The sequence below is a fragment of the Kaistella yonginensis genome, assembly GCF_030409525.1.
Taxonomy (GTDB): domain Bacteria; phylum Bacteroidota; class Bacteroidia; order Flavobacteriales; family Weeksellaceae; genus Kaistella; species Kaistella yonginensis.
The window spans coordinates 1-23,498 of the sequence record NZ_JAUFQB010000003.1; the positions used below are offsets into that span (position 1 = coordinate 1).

Annotated in this window: 27 protein-coding genes; 19 read left to right on the forward strand and 8 right to left on the reverse strand. The window is 36.0% G+C overall.

The window, feature by feature from the left end:
• Nucleotides 1–1,047 (forward strand): T9SS type B sorting domain-containing protein (locus QWY78_RS00890; RefSeq protein ID WP_290215783.1); only part of this gene is annotated, 1,047 nt, incomplete at its 5' end.
• A gap of 70 nt (nt 1,048–1,117) precedes the next feature.
• Here QWY78_RS00890 and coaE read toward each other — a convergent pair.
• The 5 genes from coaE to ruvB form a co-directional block, all read right to left on the reverse strand.
• A complete protein-coding gene (coaE, locus tag QWY78_RS00895; protein WP_290215784.1) occupies nt 1,118–1,744 on the reverse strand; it encodes a dephospho-CoA kinase in 627 nt (208 codons plus the stop codon).
• A 198-nt stretch (nt 1,745–1,942) separates the two neighbouring features.
• On the reverse strand, nt 1,943–2,809 hold the full coding sequence (locus QWY78_RS00900) for an MBL fold metallo-hydrolase (RefSeq protein ID WP_290215785.1): 867 nt from the start codon (nt 2,807–2,809) through the stop codon (nt 1,943–1,945).
• Between the two features lie 137 nt (nt 2,810–2,946).
• Nucleotides 2,947–3,324 carry a GxxExxY protein gene (locus QWY78_RS00905; RefSeq protein ID WP_290215887.1) on the reverse strand — a complete coding sequence of 126 codons (378 nt, stop codon included), beginning with the start codon at nt 3,322–3,324 and terminating at the stop codon, nt 2,947–2,949.
• Between the two features lie 354 nt (nt 3,325–3,678).
• Nucleotides 3,679–4,302: an FMN-binding negative transcriptional regulator gene (locus QWY78_RS00910; protein ID WP_290215786.1), complete on the reverse strand. Its 624-nt coding sequence runs from the start codon at nt 4,300–4,302 to the stop codon at nt 3,679–3,681.
• Between the two features lie 73 nt (nt 4,303–4,375).
• Nucleotides 4,376–5,398, reverse strand: coding sequence for a Holliday junction branch migration DNA helicase RuvB (ruvB, locus tag QWY78_RS00915; RefSeq protein WP_290215787.1), 1,023 nt, complete (start codon nt 5,396–5,398; stop codon nt 4,376–4,378).
• A 182-nt stretch (nt 5,399–5,580) separates the two neighbouring features.
• Here ruvB and hutI point away from each other — a divergent pair, with 182 nt between their 5' ends.
• The 18 genes from hutI to QWY78_RS01005 all read left to right on the forward strand — a co-directional run bounded on the left by hutI (nt 5,581) and on the right by QWY78_RS01005 (nt 20,712).
• Nucleotides 5,581–6,810, forward strand: a complete 1,230-nt coding sequence (hutI, locus tag QWY78_RS00920; RefSeq protein WP_290215788.1) for an imidazolonepropionase — start codon at nt 5,581–5,583, stop codon at nt 6,808–6,810.
• The gene (locus QWY78_RS00925; RefSeq protein WP_290215789.1) at nt 6,807–7,877 is read left to right on the forward strand and encodes a DUF695 domain-containing protein; all 1,071 of its coding nucleotides are present in this window, start codon (nt 6,807–6,809) and stop codon (nt 7,875–7,877) included. The genes hutI and QWY78_RS00925 overlap by 4 nt, the downstream gene beginning before the upstream one ends.
• Nucleotides 7,878–7,910: 33 nt before the next feature.
• Entirely contained in the window at nt 7,911–8,192 is a 282-nt protein-coding gene (paaB, locus tag QWY78_RS00930) for a 1,2-phenylacetyl-CoA epoxidase subunit PaaB (protein ID WP_290215790.1), read from the forward strand.
• Nucleotides 8,193–8,389: 197 nt separating this feature from the next.
• Nucleotides 8,390–9,139, forward strand: coding sequence for a 1,2-phenylacetyl-CoA epoxidase subunit PaaC (paaC, locus tag QWY78_RS00935; protein WP_290215791.1), 750 nt, complete (start codon nt 8,390–8,392; stop codon nt 9,137–9,139).
• Between the two features lie 133 nt (nt 9,140–9,272).
• Nucleotides 9,273–9,749 carry a 1,2-phenylacetyl-CoA epoxidase subunit PaaD gene (gene paaD / locus QWY78_RS00940; RefSeq protein ID WP_435389029.1) on the forward strand — a complete coding sequence of 159 codons (477 nt, stop codon included), beginning with the start codon at nt 9,273–9,275 and terminating at the stop codon, nt 9,747–9,749.
• A 227-nt stretch (nt 9,750–9,976) separates the two neighbouring features.
• The gene (locus QWY78_RS00945; protein ID WP_290215792.1) at nt 9,977–10,774 is read left to right on the forward strand and encodes an enoyl-CoA hydratase-related protein; all 798 of its coding nucleotides are present in this window, start codon (nt 9,977–9,979) and stop codon (nt 10,772–10,774) included.
• A gap of 87 nt (nt 10,775–10,861) precedes the next feature.
• On the forward strand, nt 10,862–11,995 hold the full coding sequence (locus QWY78_RS00950) for a 3-hydroxyacyl-CoA dehydrogenase NAD-binding domain-containing protein (RefSeq protein ID WP_290215793.1): 1,134 nt from the start codon (nt 10,862–10,864) through the stop codon (nt 11,993–11,995).
• A gap of 48 nt (nt 11,996–12,043) precedes the next feature.
• Nucleotides 12,044–12,307 (forward strand): hypothetical protein, encoded by a 264-nt coding sequence (locus tag QWY78_RS00955; protein WP_290215794.1) that lies wholly within the window; start codon nt 12,044–12,046, stop codon nt 12,305–12,307.
• 55 nt (nt 12,308–12,362) lie between these two features.
• Nucleotides 12,363–12,776, forward strand: a complete 414-nt coding sequence (locus QWY78_RS00960; RefSeq protein WP_290215795.1) for a PaaI family thioesterase — start codon at nt 12,363–12,365, stop codon at nt 12,774–12,776.
• Between the two features lie 212 nt (nt 12,777–12,988).
• A complete protein-coding gene (locus QWY78_RS00965) occupies nt 12,989–13,501 on the forward strand; it encodes a GFO_1088 family ECF-type sigma factor (RefSeq protein WP_290215796.1) in 513 nt (170 codons plus the stop codon).
• Nucleotides 13,502–13,511: 10 nt separating this feature from the next.
• Nucleotides 13,512–14,177: a hypothetical protein gene (locus tag QWY78_RS00970; RefSeq protein ID WP_290215797.1), complete on the forward strand. Its 666-nt coding sequence runs from the start codon at nt 13,512–13,514 to the stop codon at nt 14,175–14,177.
• A 10-nt stretch (nt 14,178–14,187) separates the two neighbouring features.
• A complete protein-coding gene (locus QWY78_RS00975) occupies nt 14,188–15,435 on the forward strand; it encodes a DUF4252 domain-containing protein (RefSeq protein ID WP_290215798.1) in 1,248 nt (415 codons plus the stop codon).
• Nucleotides 15,436–15,439: 4 nt separating this feature from the next.
• On the forward strand, nt 15,440–15,964 hold the full coding sequence (locus QWY78_RS00980; RefSeq protein ID WP_290215799.1) for a DUF4252 domain-containing protein: 525 nt from the start codon (nt 15,440–15,442) through the stop codon (nt 15,962–15,964).
• 98 nt (nt 15,965–16,062) lie between these two features.
• Nucleotides 16,063–17,523: an IMP dehydrogenase gene (guaB, locus tag QWY78_RS00985; RefSeq protein ID WP_290215800.1), complete on the forward strand. Its 1,461-nt coding sequence runs from the start codon at nt 16,063–16,065 to the stop codon at nt 17,521–17,523.
• A gap of 80 nt (nt 17,524–17,603) precedes the next feature.
• A complete protein-coding gene (locus QWY78_RS00990; RefSeq protein ID WP_290215801.1) occupies nt 17,604–18,047 on the forward strand; it encodes a DUF6759 domain-containing protein in 444 nt (147 codons plus the stop codon).
• A 172-nt stretch (nt 18,048–18,219) separates the two neighbouring features.
• The gene (gene nirK, locus QWY78_RS00995) at nt 18,220–19,251 is read left to right on the forward strand and encodes a copper-containing nitrite reductase (RefSeq protein ID WP_290215802.1); all 1,032 of its coding nucleotides are present in this window, start codon (nt 18,220–18,222) and stop codon (nt 19,249–19,251) included.
• A 34-nt stretch (nt 19,252–19,285) separates the two neighbouring features.
• Nucleotides 19,286–20,140 (forward strand): formylglycine-generating enzyme family protein, encoded by an 855-nt coding sequence (locus QWY78_RS01000; protein WP_290215803.1) that lies wholly within the window; start codon nt 19,286–19,288, stop codon nt 20,138–20,140.
• A complete protein-coding gene (locus QWY78_RS01005) occupies nt 20,137–20,712 on the forward strand; it encodes an SCO family protein (protein WP_290215804.1) in 576 nt (191 codons plus the stop codon). Before QWY78_RS01000 ends, QWY78_RS01005 begins: the two co-directional genes overlap by 4 nt.
• A 73-nt stretch (nt 20,713–20,785) precedes the next feature.
• Here QWY78_RS01005 and QWY78_RS01010 read toward each other — a convergent pair whose 3' ends face one another.
• From QWY78_RS01010 to ruvC, 3 genes are all read right to left on the reverse strand, one after another.
• Nucleotides 20,786–21,406: a tetratricopeptide repeat protein gene (locus tag QWY78_RS01010; protein WP_290215805.1), complete on the reverse strand. Its 621-nt coding sequence runs from the start codon at nt 21,404–21,406 to the stop codon at nt 20,786–20,788.
• Between the two features lie 24 nt (nt 21,407–21,430).
• Nucleotides 21,431–22,504, reverse strand: a complete 1,074-nt coding sequence (locus tag QWY78_RS01015; RefSeq protein WP_290215806.1) for a DUF4407 domain-containing protein — start codon at nt 22,502–22,504, stop codon at nt 21,431–21,433.
• A gap of 143 nt (nt 22,505–22,647) precedes the next feature.
• Entirely contained in the window at nt 22,648–23,202 is a 555-nt protein-coding gene (ruvC, locus tag QWY78_RS01020) for a crossover junction endodeoxyribonuclease RuvC (protein WP_290215807.1), read from the reverse strand.
• Between the last annotated feature and the right edge of the window lie 296 nt (nt 23,203–23,498).

Sequence of the window (23,498 nt, forward strand, 5' to 3'; positions counted from 1 at the left end):
TACAATGCAAACACCACGGTTTATGTAAGAACTATTTCTGCTTTCTGTCCGATAGAGGTGAAAACCATTGATTTTAAAATTGGTGCGAAAATCAGTTTAATAAAAACGATTCATCTTGATGAAGAATGTGATACAGATTTTGACGGAATAAAAACCGTTGATTTAAGTGTTTATATTTCGAAATTCACCATTGAAAATGGGGTAACTCCAACCTACTTCAAAACGTTAGCTGACGCACAAAATAATGTAGGATCAATTCCTAGTAATGTTTCAATTACCAATAGCGGCACCTATTATCTGCGTTTTCATAAGAATGGGATTTGCGATAATATCGCCACTATAACAATTAAAATTAAAGTTCCAAAGAAATCAACCATTCTGTCCGATAAAAATATCTGTCCTGAAGCAAAAATTACTTTAGACGCAGGTCCTGGTTTTAGCTCTTATTTATGGAGCAATGGTTCTACGGCGCAGACCATTATCGTTCCCGTTGGCGATTATTGGGTTGATCTTACTTTCGATGGTTGTATTTATAGACAAGTTGTTTCTGTAAAAGCAGTTTCACTCCCGATAATTACAGGTGTAGAAATTCAGGGCGGTACGGTAACGGTCTTGGTATCTGGCGGAAAACCGCCCTATCAATATTCCATCAATGGCGTTGATTATCAAGCATCGAACATCTTTAGCAATCTTCCTTCTGGTGATTACACGATCTACGTAATTTCTGCCGATCAATGTCTTCCGACTACTACAGAAATCAATATTCTTAGGATTTTAAATGTAATCACCCCAAATGATGATGGCAAAAACGACATTCTGAACTATTCAGATTTGCTTCGAAAAGATAATCCGTCTTTAGAAATATTTGACCGGTACGGAACATCTGTTTTTAAAGGTGATAAAAACAACAGCTTTTCCTGGGATGGTAAAACTGCCGGAAAAACAGTCGCTACAGGAAGTTACTGGTATGTATTGCAATGGCAGGAACCAGGCTCACCAACCATTTCCAAATTGACCGGTTGGGTTTTGGTGAAAACCAGAGAATAAATTTCTTATCATATTATAAAAAAACCTGAACTCGATTGAATTCAGGTTTTATATTTGGCCAAAACTTTAGTTATAGCGCCGTTATTTCAGTCAGTATTTTCTTTGTTTCTGCTTCCAGTTCTTCTAAACCATCATTATTAAAAATAATATAATCAGCTAATTTCACTTTATCTTTCTCTGGCATTTGTTTTAGCATAATCGATTCAACTTCCCGATAGGTTTTGTTATCGCGATCCATCACTCTTTTTAATCTGCTGTTATCATCAGCCGTAACCAATAAAGATTTATAGCAACTTTCATTCAATTTAAGTTCAAATAAAAGCGCGGTTTCTTTAAAAACAAATCCAGCGGTTTGCCGTGCAACCCAATCTTCAAAATCGATTTTCACTGCAGGGTGAATCAGTGAATTGAGTTTTAAGAGTAATTCATTATTGTTAAAGACCATCTCCGAGACGTACTTTCGATCATAAAAACCATTATCATCATAAGAATTTGGCCCTAGGATTTCTTTAATCTGTTGCTGAAGCTGTGGATGATCATTCACAATATTTTTCGCACGTATATCTGAATAATATACAGGATAACCCGCTTCTTCAATCAGTTTCGACACGGTTGATTTCCCGGAGCCAATTCCGCCCGTGATACCAATAATTTTTGATTTCCCCCTGGGTTCAGGTTCGGCTTCTTCTTCTATCATACTTATTTTTTAATTTTCTAAACTATCTAATTTTAAATAAAGAGGCAACTTCTTTATCTCCTTCTTTTTGATTTAATTCTGCAAAAGTACGCAAAATTGCAATTTAAGATTTTCACAATGGAAGATTGCATTTATGAAAATTTATGGTGAAGTCTCGAACTTGGTTGATCCTCATCAGAAGACAATGATAACGATAATTTAATAACCGAAAACCTCATTCATACTGAAGGTTTCATCCAATCGAATTCCTTTTTCTGTCATTTTTAAAGAAGCGAGTTCGTTGTGCGCATCATGTTCAAAAAACAGAAGATATTCATTATCAATACATTGTTTCAAAAATTTCGCTTTTTCTTCCATCGTCAAAAGTGGTCGGGTATCATATCCCATCACATAAACTTGCGGAATATGTCCAACCGTCGGAATTAAATCTGCTGCAAAAATAATCGTTTTTTCTTGATATTGTATGACAGGAAGCATTTGTTTTTCCGTGTGTCCATCGACAAAAATGACATCCATTTTCAAGTCTGGCGCAAAACCATAATTTCCATTTTGTGGAGTTGGCAAAAAATTCAATTGTCCACTTTCTTGTATCGGCATAATATTCTCCTTCAAAAAACTTGCCTTTTCTCGCGGATTTGGTTGTGTTGCCCATTTCCAATGTTCCTCATTCGTCCAAAATTGTGCATTTTTGAAAGCCGGTCTGTAACCAGTTCGGTCATCATTCCACTCGATTGCTCCACCACAATGGTCAAAATGAAGGTGCGTGAGAAAAACATCGGTAATATCTTCTTTTACAAAACCATATTTTTTTAAATTTTTATCCAAAGTATCATCGCCCCAAAGTGAATAATGCCCGAAGAATTTTTCGTCTTGCTTGTTTCCAAGTCCACAATCAATTAAAATTAATTTTTTGCCATCTTCTACCAAAAGTGAACGAGTTCCCAATTCGATGAGATTTTTTTCATCGGCTGGATTGGTTCTTTGCCAAAGAGATTTCGGAACAACGCCAAACATTGCACCGCCATCAAGTTTAAATTTTCCGCATTGGATTGGATATAGTTTCATAATATTTTTTTTATACAAAGTTTTCACCACTGTTTTTTTCTTAACGCGAAGAACGCAAAGATTCTTTTTACTTAAATGCTGTTTTCAATCTTCTAAGAAGATCGCAAAGGCGTTTCACTTAGCAATGGGATCATTTTTCATAATTTGTTTACAATTCTTTTTACACCATTTTTGAATAATATAGAATGAAAATTTAAAATCATTCCTAATTTAACATTGGTAATTCTCAAATAATTTAGCAACTGAAAGGAGTGATATTCATTAATTTCCGGGACTGCTTTAATTTCGACAATCACTTTTCCTTCAATCAACAAATCTACTCTAAATGCTTTTTCTATCGTGAGTTCTTCATATTCGATCGAAATATTCTTTTGCGGTTCAACTTTTAAACCTTTCTTTCGTAATTCATAAATCAAACATTCTTCATAAACTGCTTCATAAAGACCAATCCCAAGTTTTCGATGAATTTTTAATCCACTTTCAAAAATAACCTTAGAAATTTCATTTTCAGTCATATTTAAACAAATTTTCATTTAAAAATTTTACCTTTCCAAAGTGAAACGCCTTTGCGAACGGAAAATCAGAACATCAAATATTATTACTGTGCGTCTATTGCGTTAAAAAAACATTCTAATTCTTAATACGTTACTTTTCAACATCATTTGCGAAAGCCCTTGCTGAGTGAAACGCCTTTGCGAACGGAAAATCAGCACATCAAATATTATTTCTTTGCGTCTATTGCGTTAAAAAAACATTCTAATTCTTAATACGTTACTTTTCAACATCATTTGCGAAAGCCCTTGCTGAGTGAAACGCCTTTGCGAACGGAAAATCAGCACATCAAATATTATTACTTTGCGTCTATTGCGTTAAAAAAAATTATATTCACGAATTTTCTTCATTTTTTCCGCGATTTGTTTTTCGTTTTCTTGAGGAGATTGCTCTAAATTAAGAATTATATTTTGATAATCTGCTTCTTTTCTATTTTGAGATAATTTTTGTGAAATATCAATTTCGGTCGGATAAATTTTAATTCCGAAGGCACCTCTCATTTCATTTTCCACGTAATCTTTTCCCATTTTTTCTACCAACATTGGACATTTTTGCGAATTTTCATATTTTGCTGTCAGTTTATCGAGATGGTTGTAAAGTTCGTCATTATTCATCAATTCAATTTTTCCGTAAATTTGAACTGCTTCATAATTCCACGTCGAAACATTTTTATGGTCATACCACGAAGACGAAATATAAGAATGAGCGCCCAAAAAATCACATAAAACCTCATCGCCATTTTTGATTGTTTTCGCTTGTGGATTCGCTCTGGAAATATGCGTTTCCAAAAAAGGAACTTCACTTTCATTCCATAAAAACATCGAATGTGAAGCCAAAATTTTATGAGTTTTATTTGAAATTAAAAGCGCAAAACCATTTTCATTAATGATGGATTTCATTAATATTTCGTCTTCGCTTTTGTAGATTTTTGGAATGTACATTGGTTGTAAAACAATAGTTTAAAACTACAATTTCCGTTTTAAAATTCAATTATAAATCAGTTTTCATCAATCATTAGAAAAGTTCATCCGGTCTTCTTGGAACCGCAATTTTCAAGTGTTTATACGCTTTTTCCGTTACTTCTCTTCCTCTCGGAGTTCGAATAATAAATCCTTCCTGAATCAAAAATGGTTCATAAACTTCCTCCAAAGTTTCGGGATTTTCTCCGATCGAAGTTGCTAAAGCCGAAATTCCTACCGCTTTTCCACGGAAGTTTTCGATCATCACGCGCATAATTCTGTTATCCATATCATCCAATCCGAATTCATCCACATTCAAAGAATTGAGGGCAAATTTGGTAATATTAATTTCGATTTCTCCATTTCCTTTTATTTCTGCAAAATCTCGAACTCTTCGCAAAAGTGCATTTGCAATTCTCGGCGTTCCTCTACTTCTTCTTGCAATTTCAACTGCGGCATCTTCATAAATTTTCACATCCAAAACCCGCGCACTTCTCTCGATAATCATGGATAAAAGTTCAATCGTGTAATATTCTAATCTGCTCTGAATTCCGAATCTTGCGAGCATTGGTTTGGTCAACATTCCGCTTCTTGTTGTTGCACCAACCAAAGTAAAAGGATTTAATCCGATCTGAACACTTCTTGCATTGGGACCACTTTCGAGCATGATGTCGATTTTATAATCTTCCATGGCGGAGTACAGATATTCTTCTACGATCGGCGAAAGTCGGTGAATTTCATCAATAAATAAAACATCATTTTCCTCTAAATTCGTGAGTAATCCCGCCAAACTTCCCGGTTTATCCAAAACTGGACCTGAAGTTATTTTGCAACCAACTCCCAATTCATTGGCGATAATATTGGCTAAAGTTGTTTTTCCCAATCCTGGTGGACCATGTAACAATACGTGATCCAGAGCACCACCACGGTTTTTCGCGGCGGCCACGAAAACCTCCAGATTGTCTAAAGTTTTACGTTGGCCGGCAAAATCCTGAAAACTCTGCGGGCGGATTTTTTCCTCGTGCAGTAATTCTTCGTCAGAAAAATTCTCTTGATCGGGATGCAGAAAATCGGGCATTTTATTATTTTAAATTTTAATCATTCAAAGATAAGTTTTTTAATAAACTTTGTCAAAATGATAAACCTTTACTTTATCAAAGTTTTGTTTTTAGCGTTTTGCACTTTGTCAAAGTTTTCAGAAGCATTTTTGTTACTTTGACAAAGTTTTAAAATAAAACATAAAATTCTTATTTTTACCTCATGAAGATAATCGGACCTTTCAAACAAATCGTTACACTTGCCAATCTTCCTTTGCGTGGAAAACTTTCGGATCATCAATTAGAAATCATCGAAAACGGAGGGGTTTTATTGAACGAAGAAAAAATCGAGAAAGTAGGGTTTTTTCAAGATTTAAAAAATGATTTTCCCAATGCTAAAATAGAATTCGTTGAAGGCGAACAAATTGCACTTCCTGCTTTCACCGATTCTCACACGCATATTTGTTTCGGTGGAAATCGCGCGAATGATTTTGCCATGAGAAATGGCGGAAAAACATACCTTGAAATTGCAGAAAGTGGTGGCGGAATTTGGAGTTCGGTTCAACACACCAGAATTGCGACCGAGGAAGAATTATTAAAAACAACTTTAGACCGAATAAATTTCCTGATTTCCCTCGGAATTACCACCATTGAAATAAAATCTGGTTACGGGTTGGATGTGGAAAATGAGTTGAAAATGTTGCGCGTCATCAAAAAAGCTCGAACTTTCACAAAAGCGACTTTGGTTCCGACATGTCTTGCAGCACATTTGAAACCGCGAGATTTTGAAGGAAGTTCTACTGAATATTTACAATTTATCGTCGACGAAATTTTACCTCAAGTAAAAGAAAAAAACTTGGCAAATCGGGTGGATATTTTTATTGAAAAATCAGCGTTTTTACCCGACGAAAGCAAAGCGTTTTTATTAAAAGCGAAAAATATGGGTTTTGAAATTACGGTTCACGCCGATCAATTTACTTCGGGAAGTTCCAGAGTTGCAGTAGAAGTTGGCGCAAAATCTGCCGATCATTTAGAAGCAACTATTGATGAAGATATTTTGTTTTTAGCAAAATCAAATACGGTTGCAACTGCACTTCCTGGAGCAAGTTTGGGTTTGGGCGAAAAATTTACTCCAGCTCGAAAAATTTTAGATGCAGGTGGAATTCTCGCCATTGCTTCGGATTGGAATCCCGGTTCTGCACCGATGGGAAACCTCATCAACCAAGCGAGTATTTTGGCGACTTTCGAGAAATTATCAACTGCAGAAGTTTTGGCGGGAATTACTTTCAGGTCTGCTTATGCCTTAAATTTAGAAGATCGAGGAACTTTAGAAAAAGGAAAGAAAGCCGATTTCGTCACTTTTAAAACCGATAATTTTCAGAATGTTTTATATCATCAAGGAAGTTTGAAAGCAGAAAGTATTTACATTAATGGAGAAAAATATACAGTATGAATGAAAATATAAATCAAATGAATGCAACATATTTAGAGTTCTGGAACTGGTTTGAAAAGAACGAAAAAGACTTTTTCAATGAAGTGAAAAATCATGAAAAAATCGAGGAGAAATTTTTAGATATTGTTCTTCCTAAACTTCAGGAAATTAATGAAAACTTTTATATTCTCACAGGAATGTGTGATGATTCTACGGCGGAACTAATCGTAACAGTGGATGGAAATATCAAACAAATTGTTTACGCAGAAGACTTTATCAACACTGCACCGCGTTTAGAAAATTGGAAATTTACCGCCTTAAAACCCGAAACGGATATTGAAAATGTAAATATTAAAATGGGTGATTTTCATTTTAATAAAGACAATATCTTTTTTTATTCGGAAGAGGATCCCACTTATCCGGATGAAATTATTTTAAAACTTGTTCATGTAGATTTAAATGAGGAAAATGCAAATGAAATAAGCAACGGCACCTATATTTTTATAGATAATTATTTGGGTGAACTTAATTTTGCCACTCAAATAGATAGTTTTGAGATTATTGGACAAAGTGAAGCCGAAAAAGAACTGGTTCCGATCTGGAAACTGAAAGATTTTTTGAGTTGGCGGGAAAGAGAATTTACCGAAAAATACGCTGGAACCAAAGTAACTATCGAAGATTCTCATTCTCTTCTGGAAGGAACTTTGCACAACGATTTACCCATAATTGCAGTCTTGAATACGGATTTATTAAAATGGGATTTGAAAGCATCGCATCCATGGCTTTCTGTTTTGCGAATTGAATTTGACGGAGAAAACACGAATGGATTGCCCGATACCGAAGATTATGAAAAAATGAATGAAATTGAAGATGGATTAATCAGCCAACTTACTTCCGAAGAAGGACATGTAAATATTGGCAGGCAAACCGCAGAAAATATACGGGAAATTTATTTTGCGAGCAAAGATTTTAGGAAAGTTTCGAAAATTTTGGACGAAACAATCAAAGAGTTTTCTGCGTATAAAATGTCCTCGGAAATCTATAAAGATAAGTATTGGCAGTCCTTTGAGCATTTCGGAATCAATTAAAATCCTTAACTTTAAACCATCAAAATTACAACAATGAGCAACTTAGATCTATGGGAAGTTTTCATCCAAACAAAACCGGGACTTTCGCATAAACACGCCGGAATTGTACAAGCAGCAACTGCAGAAATGGCGCTACAAAGCGCACGAGACGTTTATACCAGAAGAATGGAAGGAACTTCAATTTGGGTAGTACCTAGTAAATATATCGTGACCTCTGAAGGCGTTGATAAAGAAGCGTTTTTTGATCCAGCTGACGATAAACTTTATCGCCACCCGACCTTTTACGAAATTCCAAATGATGTGAAGAATATGTAGAATTAGATCGGAGATGGGGAGATTTTAGATATGAGACTTTCTTATTCTTAATTATTAGGTAATGATAAAGACTTACAGAAAATTTCACCCACCTTACTAACAGTGGAAATCATTTACTTTTTACTTTTTACTTGGCTCTTTTATTATTAATTCTCAAATCTCATATCTCTTAATCTAATGTCTAAAAATTTAATAAGATGAATCCACTATATAATTACACTTTAAAATTAGCCGATGATACTTTGATTTTTGGTCAAAGATTAGGCGAATTGTGCGGACAGGGACCTTATCTGGAAGAAGATATCGCCTTGACGAATATCGCTTTAGATTATCTCGGACAGTCCAATAACTTTTACAAATACGCAGCCCAAATTCAAAATCAAGGAAAATCGGAAGATGATTTGGCTTTCTTACGATTAGAAAAAGAATACCTGAATTGCCAGTTATCCGAACTTCAGAATGGTGATTATGCGAACACCCTTTTGAAGGTCTATTTCTTTTCGGTATATCAGAAAATTCTTTACGAAGAATTAATGAAAAGCAGCGATGAACAAATTGCGGCAATTGCTGAAAAATCTTTGAAAGAAGTAAAATACCACTATACCCACACTTCAACTTGGATTAAAATGTTTGCCGGCGGTACCGAAGAAAGTAAAATGCGTGTAAAAAATGCGGTTGAAAATCTTTGGGAATATACAGGCGGAATGTTTGCGGAAACTTTTGGAGAAGAAGATTTGGTTAAATTAGATGTCGTTCCCGAGGGAAAAAACATTCATGAAATCTGGAAAAAAACGATCATCGAAGATTTCAAAAATTTCGGCCTTGAAATTCCAGAAAGTGACTTTATGCAAAAAGGTTCACGAACTGGTTATCATACCGAATATTTTGGTTTTATTTTGTGCGAATTGCAATATATGCAAAGAACATATCCAAATTGCGCGTGGTAACTATTAGTTGATGGTTGATGGTTGATGGTTGATGGTTGCAAAATTCTTAATTTTTGACTTAAACTTCACTCAGCGATATCTTTACCAAAAAAAATTGTAAACTTTGTGTTTAAAATATTAAATCAAAAAATTCGTGGTTAAAATAGAAAATAACTTATTCGAACTCCTTTCCCAAATTCCCGATCCCGAAATTCCGGTGATTAATATCGTGGAACTCGGAATTGTTCGAGACGCCAAAATGATTTCTGAAAACGAAGTTGAAATTGTAATTACTCCAACTTATTCGGCTTGTCCGGCCATGTTTAATATTGAAGAAGATATTGTTAAACTTTTTAGAGATAAAGGAATTTCTGCTAAAGTAATCACGAAAATCGCTCCGGTTTGGACTACCGATTGGATTACCGATGAAGCTCGGGAAAAACTTAGAGCCTACGGAATTACACCACCAGAAAAAGGAAATCACGAAGATCATTTGAATGTTCCAAAAAAATGCCCAAGATGCAATTCTGAAAACACCAAGCAAATTAGCCGATTCGGTTCTACGCTTTGCAAAGCCAGTTACCAATGCAATGACTGCTTGGAACCTTTCGATTATTTCAAATGTCATTAATAAATGGAACAGTTTATCAATTTACCAGTGTAACGATTATTAGGCGGTGTTTTAGTTGATCCAAAAAATAGGATTTCGAAATTGATTTTAGTGATGCTTGTTCCCTATTTTATCGACATCAAAAATTGACAATAGAATTTAAACTGCTTATAGCATAGAAAATTTATGTGAATATAAATCTATAATTGGTATATTGGTAAATTAATAAATTGGTAAATTATATAAACATGTACACACATCTCGAAATAGAATCTCACCTTGATGGGAAATTACAAATCGCTTATCTGAATGACGAGAAAACCTTTAACAGTTTAAACAAAACTACGCTTGCTGAACTTCGCACTTTTATTTATGAAGGAAGTCGGGAGGAAAAAGTTCGTTGCCTTGCCATTTCAGGTCGTGGAAAAGCCTTTTGTTCCGGCCAGAATTTGAAAGATGCTATGTCATTCAGCGATCCTGATGAAGAACGAGTGATCCAGCGAATCGTAATCGATTATTACAATCCTTTGGTAAAAGAAATTGCTGAAGCCAGAAAACCTGTTATTTCTTTGGTCAATGGTCCGGCAGTTGGCGCTGGAGCAATGTTGGCTTTAATTTGCGATTTTACTTTGGCGACAGAATCATCTTACTTTTCACAGGCATTTGTCAACATCGGATTGATTCCAGATACAGGTGGAACGTATTGGCTACCAAAACTTTTGGGACGACAACAAGCGAACTATTTAGCTTTTACAGGCAAGAAAATATCGGCGCAAGAAGCAAAAGATTTAGGATTAATTGCCGATGTTTTTTCTGATGAAAACTTCTCGGTAAATGCGATGAGTATTTTAACTGAAATCTCTAATTTGCCGACCAAAGCCATTTCGCTCACGAAAAAAGCCTTCAATGAATCGTATGATAACACCTTAACACAGCAACTGGATATTGAAGGAATTTTACAGCAGGAAGCCGCAGAATCGGAAGATTTCATGGAAGGCGTTTCGGCATTTTTAGAAAAAAGAACACCGGAATATAAAGGCAAATAGCACATTGTAGCGTGTCGGAGGTACAAAGTAAAATGTAATTAAATACTTTCTACCTCCGACATTTTACTTTTTAAAAAAAATAGAACAATGAATAAAATTGGAATAATAGGCTCTGGGACCATGGGAATTGGGATTGCGCAAGTTGCCGCAAGTTCTGGTTGTGATGTTTTTTTATACGATGCAAATAGTGCACAAACCGAAAAATCTTTAGAAGGATTACAAAAAATTTTAGCAAGATTAGTGGAGAAAAATAAAATCGATTTTGACGAAAGCGAAAATATTTATAATAGAATCCAATTTTGTACGGAGTTAAAAGATTTCAAAGATTGTGATTTGGTCATTGAAGCGATCGTCGAAAACAAAGAAATTAAGACCAAAGTTTTTCAGCAGTTAGAAGAAATTGTTGCTGACAACTGCATTATTTCGAGCAATACGTCTTCGATTTCAATTACTTCCCTATCTTCAGAATTAAAAAACCCGAAACGGTTTATTGGGATTCATTTTTTTAATCCAGCACCATTAATGCCTTTGGTGGAAGTAATTCCGGGATTATTAACCGAGAAAAATTTAGCCCACGAAATTACAGCTTTAATGGAGAGTTGGGGGAAAATCCCTGTGATTGCGAAAGATGTTCCTGGATTTATTGTGAACAGAATTGCGCGCCCTTTTTATGGAGAAGCCTTGAGAATTGTCGAAGAAAACATCGCCACGCCGGAACAGGTTGATGAGGCCATGCGAACCTTAGGGAATTTCAAAATGGGACCCTTTGAACTGATGGATCTAATTGGAATTGATGTTAATTTCTCGGTCACGAAAACCGTTTTCGCTGATTATTTCTACGATCCGAAATACAAACCAAGCTTGCTGCAACAAAGAATGAGCGAGGCGAAATTACACGGTCGAAAGACCGGAAAAGGATTTTATGATTATGCCGAAAACGCACAAAAACCAGCGCCAGAAAAAGACGAAGAACTCTACCATGAAATTTTCATGCGCATTATATCAATGCTCATCAATGAAGCGGTAGAAGCAAAACGACTGGGAATTGCCAACGATGAAGCCATCGAACTGGCGATGCAAAAAGGGGTGAATTATCCCAAAGGATTATTGCAGTGGGGATTTGATATTGGCTTCGAAAAAATTTCAGAAACGCTTCAACATCTATACGAAACGTATCAGGAAGAGAGATACCGACAAAGTCCGTTGCTACGTAAATTGTAGCAACCCATCACCTCATCACACGGGAAAATCAACTTTAAATTATGAGCAATGGAACCAAAAAATAAACTTTCTGAACTGTCTGATGAAAAATTACTTCAACGGCGTGATATGTTTAAAGGAATATTAATCGGAATGTACGTGGTCTGCGTGGTATTGATCGTTCTCCTCGTTTATATTTTTTTCAACAAAGGTTTCAGCGCCATATCAATAGCCAGCTTTGTGCCGGTTTTTATGTTGCCGGTGATTACCATGCCCTTATATTTTCAGGTGACGCTATTAGAGAAGGAGGTTAAAGCCCGAAATTTGAAATAAATCTTGTCCGCATTCTAATACGCAATTGCAATTCAACCAAACAGAACATTACCTTATGTCTCCACTCGACCTCGCTCAATACATGCTCAATCAGGATCATTTCTCGCAATGGATGAGAATAAAACTCATTGAAGTGCGTGAAAAATATTGTTTGATCGAAATGCCCGTCAAACAGGAAATGATCAACGGATTGCGAACCGTTCATGGTGGCGTCACGTTTTCGCTGGCGGATTCGGCTTTGGCTTTTTCGAGCAATAATACGAATGAAGCTTCGGTGGCTTTACATTGCTCGATGAATTTTACAAAAGCGGTGCGGTTGGGAGATACTTTAACCGCAGAAAGTGTACTGATTTCGGATACCAGAAAAACCGGGGTTTATGATATTTCGATTACGAATCAGCATCAAGTTTTGGTGGCGACATTTAGAGGAACGGTTTATAAAATTGAGAAGAAGGTGACAGATTTGTAAAATACTTTGCAGCCCGACTTGAACGGAGCTCTTTTTTGCAAAACGAAGTGACGCAAAAAAAGCGGGAGTGGAAGGCGGATTAAGCTGCCCAAATAAAAATTATCATTCGAAAAATTGCTCTAAAACTGAACTTCAAAAACTATTTTGAAGTTTTTTTTATTTTGATGTAATATAATCCTGAAATTAGTTGTCTTACTTTTAGAAACGAAACTATGACCCACGAAATATTCAAAAATACGGTATTCTGTCTCAAGGATGAGATGTATCGTTTTGCGAAAAGATTCGTGATCAGCAGTGATGAAGCCGAAGATGTTGTACAAGATTTGATGATGAAGTTCTGGCAGAAAAAAGAGGAAATCGCCAACCTCGGAAACCTGAAATCTTATGCCATGAAATCGGTAAAGAATGAATGCCTGAACCGCTTGAAACACGAAAATGTAAAAATGGGTTTTGCTGATTTTGAAAAAAACAGACCTGAAAGTCATGAAGTGGAAGCCAATAATATGAAAGAACAGATTATCGGTTTTATCAACCAACTTCCAGAGAAACAAAAAGCAGTGATTCATTTGAAAGATGTTGAAGATTTTGATATTGCAGAGATTTCTGCAATATTGGAAATGGAGCAGAATGCCGTGCGGGTCAATTTAATGCGCGCTCGCCAAAAAGTGAAAGAAAAAATCCAAACACTCATGGATTTTGAACATAAAATGATCGAAAATTTATAAAATTTTTACCATGAAAAATGACCAATCTCAAGATAAATACGAAGAAATCACCCGATCACTCAAAGAAGAGAAAATGAAGTGGGAGTTTGATGATTTTCTAAAAAAAACAACACAAGAAGATAAAATGATCCCTTTGGTCACTAAGACGAAAGGTGGATCGATCCCAAAAATATTTTGGATGGCGGCGAGTGTGATCTTGTTACTGTCAGCAGGGTTCTTCTTTAAGTATGAAAACGCAAATACTATTTCTGAAAACGATCAGTTGGTTCAAAATGAAATTTTAAAACAAAAAGACACTTTTCAACAAGACTCAAACTTAGCCGTTAACCTAATTAACGATACTTTAAAAGTAAAATCTGACCGTATTATTTCTGATTCCACGTCAACCGTCGATCAAAAAGAGGGCGATATTATGGATCAAATTTTACCAAAACGCGGCCGCATCAACAGAAATGCACGAGAAAGTTATGCTGAAGTTACAACACCGACAAAAATCAAAGAAAAAACCCAAACCATTGGATATGAACCCAATTACGTAATTATTAATGGGCAAAAAATAGAAAACGAACAGGAAGCCATAGACTTGACGAAATATTCCTTCCGTATTTTATCTGAAAATGTATCAAAAACGGTAGCCCAAACCGAGATTCTTAACTCTTTTACCAATGATTACTAAAATTAATATCATGCAAAAAACACTAATCATATTCGCCCTATTTTTTTCCTATTTCTTTCTAATGAATGCACAGAAAGAACAACTGGATCAACTTTTTGAAAAATACCAGAATACGGAAGGCATAACTTCCATAAAGATTGCAAAACCAATGTTCAACCTCCTTAATAATTTGAACATTGCAGATGAAGAATTGGCTCAAATCAAACCTTTGCTCAGTAAAATTAATGGATTGAAAATTTTGATTATCGAGAAATCTGATAATGAAAAACCGCTTTTACAGGTTGAAAAACTGCAAGCCGATATTTCTTCCTCCATCAAACTGATGAAATATGAAGAATTGATCACCGTAAATAGCAAAGGAAATAAAATAAAATTTCTAGCGGCTGAGGCGAAAAACGGTTTTTTAGACAACCTTCTATTGAGTATCAACTCCGATGGAAATATCTTGCTGATGATGCTCGATGGTAAAATCTCCATGGATGATGTGAACAACCTCATCAATGAAACTCAAAAATCCACCACACAAAGTATTGTAGCCACAGAAAACAAAACTTCCACCGGTATTATGCAGGTTCGAACCGTTGGTCAATTCTCTGGAGTTTCAGCTTCAAGTGGAATTAAGGTGAATTTCACCCAGGGGAAAAACCAATCTGTTGTCGTAGAAACCGATCCGAATTTACAAGAATACATTTCTACCGAAGTAGAAAACGGAATATTAGTCATTGCAGTAAAAAATAAAAACAACCGTAAACTCAACTTCAAAAAACTACTCGTGACGATTGAAGCACCGCACCTTTCTTCGGTTAAAGTGAGTTCAGGTTCAGTGCTAACCACTTTAAATACGATTTACGAAAATGATTTTCAAGCAGCTATTTCTTCGGGCGCAGATTTGAACGCCGATTTAAATATTCAAAACAAAACGAACGTCAGTATCAGTTCGGGATCTTCCATGAGAATGACTGTAAAAACTACTAATTTCGACTTGGAAGGAAGTAGTGGATCGATGGCCTCGATTGTCGGAAGTGCTGAAAATACATCCATAAAAGTATCGAGCGCAGCAACTTGTAATGCTGAAGGTTTGGTTTCTAAAAACGGCAGTGCCATTGCTTCATCTGGTGCAAATATAAAAATCAACGCCATGAGTACACTTACGGCTTCAGCGAGTTCAGGAGCGGTTGTACGCTATATTGATCATCCTCAAATGACGGATAAAAAACTAAAATCATCAAGCGGAGGAAGCATTAAACCTATAGATTAAAATCATGAAAAAGCATCTTATTATAACAATACTCATTCTTATTACGTTTATTTTTCAGTCGTGCATCATCTCGCAAAAACCCAATGTAAGTTTTTTTGATGATCCTTCGTACAATTACGGTACTGCACGATTTACCAGCATTAATGTTCCGATGTTTCTGGCAAAACCTATCGTTAAAAAATCGTTACGCTCAGAGGCTGAAAATGAAGAACTCATCAAACTCATTAAAAAAGTATCGGAGGTAAAAGTGATGACCATTGAAAATAGCAATGCCGAAATGGTGTCTGATTTTGCAAAATATTTAAAAAATGAGCAGTATGAAGAATGGATGACCGTAAAAAAAGAAACGGAAACCGTAAATTTTCAGGCCAAACAAAAAGGCGATGAAATCAGAAAATTAATGATTAGTATTTCTTCCGGAAGTGAATTGGTTTTGGTTAACATCTCCGGAAAATTCACTGCTGACGATATTTCGCGCTTGATTAATTATTCAGAGAAGAATGACCTGTATAAAAAAGTATTGCATTAATTATTTAATCATGAACAACGCAAATTAAATTTATGTTAATAAAAAGCAGAAATTTTCATTTTAAACAAAAATAACTTAATTTCGCGCAGAAAGTAAAGATGTCTATCCACAACAAAATCGTAGAAACGGCCATCACTTTCGATGACGTACTTCTTATCCCTTCTTATTCAGAAGTTTTACCTAATCAGGTTTCCCTAAAATCACGCCTTTCAGATAAAATCACGCTTAATGTTCCCATCGTTTCCGCAGCGATGGACACGGTCACAGAAGCCGAAATGTCTATTGCCCTAGCGAGAGTGGGAGGTCTAGGTTTCATCCATAAAAATATGCCCATCGAAGAGCAGGCTGCACAAGTCTATCGTGTAAAACGTTCTGAAAACGGGATGATTTCTGATCCAGTTACTTTAACCAAAGACCATACTTTAAAATATGCCAAAGACTTAATGGCAGATTATAAAATCTCTGGTTTACCCGTGGTTGACGATGAAAATACTTTAATAGGAATCATCACCAACCGCGATGTAAAATACCAAGAAAATCTAGAAGCAAAAGTCGAAGAATTGATGACCAAAGACAAACTCATTACTTCTGATAAAGCTACTACTTTGGAACAAGCCAAAGAAATTTTGTTAAAAAACCGCGTCGAAAAACTTCCTATCGTTGACAAAGACTTTAAGCTGGTGGGTTTAATTACCATTAAAGATATCGATAATCAGATGGAATATCCTAATGCAAATAAAGACAGCAAAGGAAAATTAATCGTTGGAGCCGGTGTTGGCATTGGTGTAGATACGATTGACCGGGTTACCGCGTTGGTAAAAGCTGGCGTAGATATTATTGCAGTAGATTCTGCACATGGCCACTCAAAAGGTGTTTTAGATAAAATTACCGAAATCCGTCAAAACTTTCCTGACCTTGATATTGTAGGCGGAAATATCGTAACGGCAGAGGCTGCCAAAGATTTAATTAATGCTGGGGCCAACATACTGAAAGTGGGTATCGGTCCGGGATCGATCTGTACAACACGCGTGGTAGCTGGAGTTGGTGTACCACAACTTTCTGCGATTTACAATGTGTTTGAATATGCGAAAAGTCAAAATGTAGCCGTCATTGCTGATGGTGGTGTTAAACTTTCGGGTGATATTGTAAAAGCGTTGGCATCCGGCGCAAGTGCGGTGATGCTCGGTTCATTATTAGCCGGCACCGATGAAGCACCAGGAGAAGAAATTATTTTTCAGGGGAGAAAGTTCAAAGCCTATCAAGGAATGGGTTCCCTTTCAGCCATGAGGCGCGGTGGTAAAGAAAGATACTTTCAAAGTGAAGCGAAAAAATTCGTTCCGGAAGGAATTGAAGGACGAGTTCCGCACAAAGGGAAATTAGAAGATGTTGTATTTCAATTAACGGGCGGAATTCGTGCTGGAATGGGATATTGCGGCACCAAAGACATTGATACTTTGCAAAAAGATGGTAAGATGGTCATGATTACCGGCAGCGGTTTAAAAGAATCACACCCGCATGACGTCATTATTACGCAGGAAGCACCGAATTATTCTTTGTAATAAATAAGCAAATACCAAAATAAAATGTTGGTATTTGCTTTTCAGTCCAATATTGATTATTATATATTTTTAAAATTAAAATGAAACGATTCGCGCTGCTTATTTCATTGGTGTTTATAACAAGTTGCGACGTTTTTCCCACAGGGAATACGATCTACAGCCCCAAATCAAATTCAGGCAACAGTTCAAACGAGACTAAAGAGTTCGCTGCCTTAATAGAAAAAGATCAACTTTATAAAAAAGAAGTGAATGCAAAGGTGCTTACGTACCTGCTTAGTGATACTGATTCGAAAGATAAAAATACGGCAATTATTATTGAAAATGCGTCGAGATGTGACATCATCCTAAGGGTCGTCAATATTACGAATGGTAAAATTTATAACCTCCCAATTTCGAGAAATAGTGAAAATCAGTTTGTAATACAAAAAGGAAATTACACGCTTAAATCTAATATTTGCCAGGCAAAATACTATTCGCAGAAAAATATTATAGAACCTCTTATTTTAAAATTGTCTCAACAGTAATTTTTTTCTGCAAAATTTCACTTAGCTGATTAGCAATTGTTTTGGATGCTATCTTTTGAAAAAAGATCACCCTATTTTATTTTTAATCTGACAAAACTCATATCGCAAAATTTCATAGAATAAATTAATTCGGATAAATTTGTCCTATTAAAAACAGTATAAAAATCAATCAATGAAACAAATCGTAACCTGCTTTGCATTAGCCCTTTTAACTTTACAGGCATGTAAACAAAACCCGACAGAAAACCCGACAAAATCTGAAAACACCATGGATATTAAACTAAGTGGTGAAACCGAAACCCAAGCCATTGTGAATCCACCAATGGTTCCTGCGCCAATTGGAGATCGCGCCGCTAAAAAAGTAGTTGTTCATTTAGAAGCAACGGAAGAGGTAGGTGAATTGGCAGATGGGGTAACTTACAAATTCTGGACTTTCAATAGTACTGTACCCGGAACTTTTATCAGAATTAGAGTTGGTGATGAAGTTGAACTTCATGTAACCAATAGAAGCGACAGTGTGATGCCACATAACATTGATTTACACGCAGTAAACGGCCCAGGTGGTGGTGCAGAAGCGACCAATGTTGCACCAGGGAAAGAAGCAATCTTTAATTTCAAAGCCCTTAATCCAGGTCTATATGTTTACCATTGCGCCGCAGCACCAGTGCCTTTGCATATTGCCAACGGAATGTATGGTTTAATTTTAGTAGAACCTGCTGGCGGATTACCAAAAGTTGACCGCGAATATTACATCATGCAAGGGGAATTCTATACCAAAGGGAAAACCGATGAGAAAGGACTTCAGGAATTTGACCAAGACAAAGGAGTCGATGAAAGACCTACTTACGTTGTTTTCAACGGGAAGAAAAATGCCTTGATGGGCAAAAATGCCTTGGAAGCAAAAGTGGGTGAAACCGTAAGACTTTTCGTAGGAAATGGTGGGCCAAACTTGGTTTCTTCTTTCCACGTAATTGGTGAAATCTTCGATAGGGTTTATGTAGAAGGTGGAAGCAAGATCAACGAAAACGTTCAAACTACGGTAATTCCATCAGGCGGCGCAGCGATTGTAGAATTTAAAGTGGAAGAACCTGGAGATTATATCTTAGTAGACCACTCTATTTTCAGAGCGTTTAACAAAGGTGCCATCGGAATCTTGAAAGTAACTGGTGAGAAAAATCCAAAAGTTTATAACAAAGTTCAATAAATCAATTATTATTAATAAAGTTAAAGAAACCGCCATGATCAAAATTGCTAAAATATTCTTGTTCCTTGGTGGTTTCTTTTTTCTAATGGTTTCCTGCGAAAAAGCAAATACACTTCAATCAAAAGAAATAGCATCAAATAATACCACTGAAAAAGATGCCGCAATTACACCAGATGTTCAAATGGTTTTAATTAAAGGCGGGGATTACCAACCTTTTTATGGTGAAGACAGCACGTTGGTTAAAGTAGATGACTTTCTTTTGGATGAAAGACCTGTTACCATTGCAGAGTTTCTTGATTTTGTTAAAAAGAATCCGCAGTGGAAACGCAGCGAGGTTCAAACAATTTATGTAGATGACACCTATCTGAAAGATTGGCAGGACGATGAAACACTGCCTAAAGATGCAGATCCAAATGCAGCCGTAGTGTATGTTTCTTGGTTTGCTGCCAAAGCCTACGCAAAAAGTGCGGGCAAAAGACTTCCTACTTTAGATGAATGGGAATATGTCGCAATGGCAGATGAAGAGACTGCAAATGCCAGAGACAAACCGGACTACTCTGCTCATCTGATTAACCTTTATAACGAAAAAAATCGACAAAAAAATAAAGTGAAAATTTCTGCACCCAACTATTGGGGCGCTTACAATATGTTCGATTTGGTTTGGGAATGGACGGACGATTTCAATTCTATCATGACTACCAGCGACTCCCGAACGGCGGAGTTTGATGACAAAGGTTTGTTCTGCGCCTCGGCGGCCACAACCACAACCGATGTTCTAAATTATGCTTCGTTTATGAGATACGCATTTCGCTCCAGTTTAAAAGCAAATTACACCGTAGGAAATCTGGGGTTTCGATGTGCAAAAGATCCTCAAAATACTTCAAAATGAAAAATCTATTCCTCACCTTAATTTCGATTCTATTTCTTTTTTCTTGTTCAGAAAAAAAGACGGAAAAAATTAATGAAAAAGAAACTTCTACAGGTTCTATTTTTGTCTTAAATTCTACCTGGCAAAATCAAGACGGCAAAGAACGTCAACTCAAGGATTTGAAAGGAAAAAACATGGTCGTCGTGATGATTTTTACGAGCTGTACCACAGCTTGTCCACTTTTGGTGGCCGAAATGCAAAAAATAGAAAAGAAAATCGACAAAAATAAACTGAAAGAAACAAACATGGTTTTGGTATCCATTGATCCTGAAAATGATACGCCAGAAATTTTGAAAGCGTATGCCAAACAAAATAATATGGAAGGTGAACCTTGGATCTTCCTACGCAGCGATAAAGATGCAGTGCGAGAATTGGCAAATGTTCTGGCAGTAAAATATAAAAAAATATCACCCATTGTTTTCTCTCATTCCAACATCATTACCGTATTTAATAAAAATGGTGAAATGGTGAACCAGCTGGAAGGGATCACGAATTCCGATGAAGTTGCAAAATCAGTTAATGGCCTGAATTAAAATAACACTCAATCAGCCATCGATACCTGCTTAAGAAATTTCGCAGGTATTTTTTTGTAGGCAATGGTAGAAACTATTTCAAACAAAATTGTGCTTTCATAACATCAATTTCTTTGTTTTCATTTGCGGTATCAAACTGATCTGCTTTTTCTAATTCTACGCAAGCTTCAGTAATTTTATTCAATTTAAGATAGGAAATACCACGTCCGTAACTGGAGTCTAAATTTTCGCCACCCAGTTTCACCATGTGATTTATTTCAGCTAGCGCCGCCTCATACTCGCCTTTATCATAATAAGTGCTTGCAATCATGTTATAAATTTGCGGATTTCCAGGATTGGTAATGAGCATTTTCCTAAAATTTAGAATCGCTTCATCATAATTCTTTTGCTGTCTCAGCACGGTTGCGATCCGCAAATAAAGTCCCGAATAAATTGGATTTTTCTCTTGTCCTTTTCGATAATAAACCAAAGCCTCATCAGCATTTCCTGTTTGAAATTCACAATCTCCTAAAATGGTGTAGGTTTCCCAGGTCTTATCGCCTTTTTCTAACAACTTTAGGTAATTCACTTTGGCTGTACTAAAATCTCCGGTTACAAAAGCAGCCAAGCCAGTTCGCTTTATTTCTTTTTTTGACTGTCCAAAACTAAGCGACAGCATTAGCAATGAAAAGAAAACAGTATAATATAATTTCATTAATTTTTTTAATAAATCTACAAATTATTTTTGCAATTTATCTTTAAAATCATCAATTCTAAAAACGGTTAACGCATTGCCTTTCTCAATTTTCTCTTTGGCGTATAATTTATAATCATTTTCTGTTTTTTCTAAAAGATGATCATAAGGTCCAACTGCCGAAATTAATTTTACCAGAACCGGAGCAATCTCCAAAGTAATAAATAGTCCCATGATAAATGCAGCGGCAATGCCAATAATTGCAGAGTTTTTGCCGAGTTCATCTAATGCTTGTAGTCTGGCAGCAAAGCCATTAAACTGATCTTCAAAAGTTTCGGTTTTGTCTCTTTCTTTTTCGATATTGGTATAGACTTTAGACACTTCTTGATCCAAATACACCACCCGCGGTGCTATTTGTTTCTGATAATTTTCTAAATCTTGGCGGCGTTGTTCTTTCAATTCTGCTTTGCGTTTTGCATTAGACCCGTAGCCCACTTTCCCGCTAGTCAGCCCACTTTGTTTGCCCAGAATTTCTTTTTCTAATTCTACCGCAGCAGAATCATACGATTTTTGATAATCATCGATTTTGGTTTGAATCTGCTTTTTTTCTGTTGCAAATGGCCCTGACTGTTGTAGAATTCGTCCGTTCATTTCCTTTTGCAGTTGGGTTTTATTCCGTTGAATAATCGTGTTCAATTGTTTGTTCACTTCTTTTTCAAACACTTTCAGCTCTAAAGGTTTAGAGATGATAATTCCTAAAAAAGCCGCTAATATCAACCGTGGAATCGACATTAATAATTGATTCCACCAGGTTCCGGTCTTTTTAATGGAAGACACGATATACCGGTCTAGGTTAAAAATCATTAAACCCCATAAAATTGCAAAACCAATAGAAATCCACAGATCATCAAAAACGGTAAACATCGCGTAGCCGGCAGATAGCGTTGCGAAAACTGCGGTAAATAGTACAATCCCACCAATGCCAGAAAATTTATTCCATTCACTGGGAGTTTTTTTTAAAATATGAATACTCCCGCCAGAGCAAACCATCAAGAATTTTTGAAACCAATTCATGGTCTGATTAGTGTGGGTTAAAGGATTTATAGGTTGATTTTTCATAATTGTAAATTTTATTGTCTCCTAATTCGTCTTTTAAAACGCAACAATGTTACAGATAGTATTAGGTTTAGCCAAGTAAAACTATTGTGAAGTTCTTGTAAATTAGTTTTACAAAATAAAAAACTGATAATAAGTCTGTTGTATTATTTCAATCGCTCAGGATTCTGTTTCAGAAAACTATCCCACCCTGTATACGATTTCTCTGTTGAAACGCTTGCAGAATTAAAATGATGGCAAACCGCAACCGCTAAACCATCAGAAGCATCAAGGTTTTTGGTCGGGAATTCTTTCATGTTAAAAAGATTTTTCAGCATTCCGGCGACTTGTTCTTTGCTGGCATTTCCGTTTCCGGTGATTGCCATTTTTATTTTCTTCGGAGAATATTCGGTAATGGGAATATTTCGGTGGAGAGACGCTGCCATTGCAACGCCTTGCGCTCTTCCCAACTTCAACATACTTTGAACATTTTTACCAAAAAACGGTGCTTCCAAAGCAACCTCATCGGGGTGAAACTCATCAATTAATGCCAAAGTTTTATCAAAAATAATTTTCAGTTTGGTTTCATGATTGGGATATTTCTTTAGAATTAATTCGTGCATCACCACCATTTTCATTTCGTTTTTTAACACCGAAATAATGCCAAAACCCATAATTGATGTTCCTGGATCTATACCCAAAATTATTTTTTCCACTCGCATTTTGTAAATGTAAAATCTTTTATATAAAATAAAGAATTATAGATAAATTTCTTTTAAAAAAAGTTACTTATCCGCTGTGCATTTATCATGGTATGATTTCGTGTCATCTGTTAAAATACATGATATGCTACTTTCCTATTCCTTTATTTCTTTTCTTAATTGTTCGCTTTTCTAGTTGTGATTCTCAAAGAATGAGTGCTGATCATACTTAAAATTCAACCGATCTTACTCATGAAGAATATCCAATAAAACTTAAAAAGAAGAAACTAAGAATAATAGGAAATTTTCTGTAAATA

Excerpts from the sequence above, each read along its gene's own strand:
- coaE (WP_290215784.1), bottom strand. The coding sequence starts at position 1,744 with ATGATAGAAGAAGAAGCCGAACCTGAACCCAGGGGGAAATCAAAAATT.
- QWY78_RS00900 (WP_290215785.1), bottom strand. The coding sequence starts at position 2,809 with ATGAAACTATATCCAATCCAATGCGGAAAATTTAAACTTGATGGCGGT.
- QWY78_RS00905 (WP_290215887.1), bottom strand. The coding sequence starts at position 3,324 with ATGACTGAAAATGAAATTTCTAAGGTTATTTTTGAAAGTGGATTAAAA.
- QWY78_RS00910 (WP_290215786.1), bottom strand. The coding sequence starts at position 4,302 with ATGTACATTCCAAAAATCTACAAAAGCGAAGACGAAATATTAATGAAA.
- ruvB (WP_290215787.1), bottom strand. The coding sequence starts at position 5,398 with ATGCCCGATTTTCTGCATCCCGATCAAGAGAATTTTTCTGACGAAGAA.
- hutI (WP_290215788.1), top strand. The coding sequence starts at position 5,581 with ATGAAGATAATCGGACCTTTCAAACAAATCGTTACACTTGCCAATCTT.
- QWY78_RS00925 (WP_290215789.1), top strand. The coding sequence starts at position 6,807 with ATGAATGAAAATATAAATCAAATGAATGCAACATATTTAGAGTTCTGG.
- paaB (WP_290215790.1), top strand. The coding sequence starts at position 7,911 with ATGAGCAACTTAGATCTATGGGAAGTTTTCATCCAAACAAAACCGGGA.
- paaC (WP_290215791.1), top strand. The coding sequence starts at position 8,390 with ATGAATCCACTATATAATTACACTTTAAAATTAGCCGATGATACTTTG.
- QWY78_RS00945 (WP_290215792.1), top strand. The coding sequence starts at position 9,977 with ATGTACACACATCTCGAAATAGAATCTCACCTTGATGGGAAATTACAA.
- QWY78_RS00950 (WP_290215793.1), top strand. The coding sequence starts at position 10,862 with ATGAATAAAATTGGAATAATAGGCTCTGGGACCATGGGAATTGGGATT.
- QWY78_RS00955 (WP_290215794.1), top strand. The coding sequence starts at position 12,044 with ATGGAACCAAAAAATAAACTTTCTGAACTGTCTGATGAAAAATTACTT.
- QWY78_RS00960 (WP_290215795.1), top strand. The coding sequence starts at position 12,363 with ATGTCTCCACTCGACCTCGCTCAATACATGCTCAATCAGGATCATTTC.
- QWY78_RS00965 (WP_290215796.1), top strand. The coding sequence starts at position 12,989 with ATGACCCACGAAATATTCAAAAATACGGTATTCTGTCTCAAGGATGAG.
- QWY78_RS00970 (WP_290215797.1), top strand. The coding sequence starts at position 13,512 with ATGAAAAATGACCAATCTCAAGATAAATACGAAGAAATCACCCGATCA.
- QWY78_RS00975 (WP_290215798.1), top strand. The coding sequence starts at position 14,188 with ATGCAAAAAACACTAATCATATTCGCCCTATTTTTTTCCTATTTCTTT.
- QWY78_RS00980 (WP_290215799.1), top strand. The coding sequence starts at position 15,440 with ATGAAAAAGCATCTTATTATAACAATACTCATTCTTATTACGTTTATT.
- guaB (WP_290215800.1), top strand. The coding sequence starts at position 16,063 with ATGTCTATCCACAACAAAATCGTAGAAACGGCCATCACTTTCGATGAC.
- QWY78_RS00990 (WP_290215801.1), top strand. The coding sequence starts at position 17,604 with ATGAAACGATTCGCGCTGCTTATTTCATTGGTGTTTATAACAAGTTGC.
- nirK (WP_290215802.1), top strand. The coding sequence starts at position 18,220 with ATGAAACAAATCGTAACCTGCTTTGCATTAGCCCTTTTAACTTTACAG.
- QWY78_RS01000 (WP_290215803.1), top strand. The coding sequence starts at position 19,286 with ATGATCAAAATTGCTAAAATATTCTTGTTCCTTGGTGGTTTCTTTTTT.
- QWY78_RS01005 (WP_290215804.1), top strand. The coding sequence starts at position 20,137 with ATGAAAAATCTATTCCTCACCTTAATTTCGATTCTATTTCTTTTTTCT.
- QWY78_RS01010 (WP_290215805.1), bottom strand. The coding sequence starts at position 21,406 with ATGAAATTATATTATACTGTTTTCTTTTCATTGCTAATGCTGTCGCTT.
- QWY78_RS01015 (WP_290215806.1), bottom strand. The coding sequence starts at position 22,504 with ATGAAAAATCAACCTATAAATCCTTTAACCCACACTAATCAGACCATG.
- ruvC (WP_290215807.1), bottom strand. The coding sequence starts at position 23,202 with ATGCGAGTGGAAAAAATAATTTTGGGTATAGATCCAGGAACATCAATT.